We start from the raw sequence: 1,295 nt of genomic DNA, 5'->3' as shown, positions 1-1,295 counted from the left end.
ATTGTCGCCGAGCACCATAGAGAACTTTGCGCCGATTTTGTCGGCATATTTCTGGTCGACCAAACTTTTATAATTAATTGGCAAATCAATTTGTCAAACTACAATTTCACCCCTTAACATTCAGAACAAAATTCAAATAAGTTGTTTTTATATGAAAAACTATGTATAATGTTATTTAGAATTTTTATCAAAATAATTCTGTAAACAAAATTTATACGGAGGATATTATGACCTGCACCGAATTTGACGGTTACATCTGTATCGACAATGTAACAGACCTTGATTTAAGACAAACACTTGACTGCGGTCAGAGTTTTCGCTGGACAGAAAATGCCGACGGTTCGTTTGACGGAATCGCTTTCGGTAAAAAAGTCAGGGTAAGACTTGACGGCGAGCGTCTGTATATCGAAAACTCAAATAAAGCCGATTTTGAAAGTATATGGAAAGATTACTTTGACCTCGAACTTGATTACGGTAAAATCAGAGAACAGATAAGTGAAATTCACCCCGTGCTTAAAGAGGCGGCAAAATATGCTCCCGGTATAAGAATATTAAGGCAAGAGCCTTATGAGGCACTCTGCACATTCATTATTTCACAAAATAACAATATAAAAAGAATCAAGGGCATTGTTCAAAGACTTTGCGAAAACTTCGGAGAAGAAATTTCTCCCGGAGATTTTGCTTTTCCTACACCGCAAAAAATGGCGGAACTTTCAGCCGATGACCTTGCGCCTTTAAGGGCAGGCTTTCGTAATCGTTACCTTATAGATGCGGCACAAAAGGTTTACAGCGGTGAGGTTGACCTTGAAAGCTGCCGCACGCTTGATTACGAGCAGGCACGAAAAGAACTTATGAAAATTACGGGTGTCGGAGTTAAGGTCGCCGACTGCACTCTGCTTTTCGGTTTACACAGAATAGAGGCTTTTCCTGTTGATGTATGGATGAAAAGGGCAATGGATAAGCTTTTCCCCGGTATGATGCCGTCGGATTTCGGCGATTGTGCGGGGATAGCACAACAATACATATTTCATTACAGCAGAATGCACCCGGAATTGTTTGATTAACAATAATAATGTGAAAATGGAACGGCAAATTGCACATAATTCCATAGTTGAATTTGTAAAATTTGCCGTTTTTCATTTTTCTATAATAAAATTATGGAAATTGTGATAATTTTGTGATAACATTATAAACGATAGGGCAGGATGCCCTTGGAAGTTTTGAAAGGAGTAATCAAACCAATGAACAAGCACGGAATGCTAAAAGCGACAAGCGTTGCAATTGCACTTTGCACC

General features: G+C 38.8%; 1 protein-coding gene. It reads left to right on the top strand.

Going from position 1 to position 1,295, the window contains the following annotated elements; all coding sequences use genetic code 11:
* The first annotated feature begins 227 nt into the window (after positions 1-227).
* A complete protein-coding gene (locus AAAY30_RS11490; RefSeq protein ID WP_186936401.1) occupies positions 228-1,064 on the top strand; it encodes a DNA-3-methyladenine glycosylase family protein in 837 nt (278 codons plus the stop codon).
* Positions 1,065-1,295 lie beyond the last annotated feature (231 nt).

Source organism: Ruminococcoides bili, from assembly GCF_040093295.1.
Lineage (GTDB): Bacteria > Bacillota > Clostridia > Oscillospirales > Acutalibacteraceae > Ruminococcoides > Ruminococcoides intestinale_A.
Note: the sequence above shows the minus strand (reverse complement) of the source record. Positions and strands in the feature narration are given on the sequence as shown.

Excerpts from the sequence above, each read along its gene's own strand:
- AAAY30_RS11490 (WP_186936401.1), top strand. The coding sequence starts at position 228 with ATGACCTGCACCGAATTTGACGGTTACATCTGTATCGACAATGTAACA.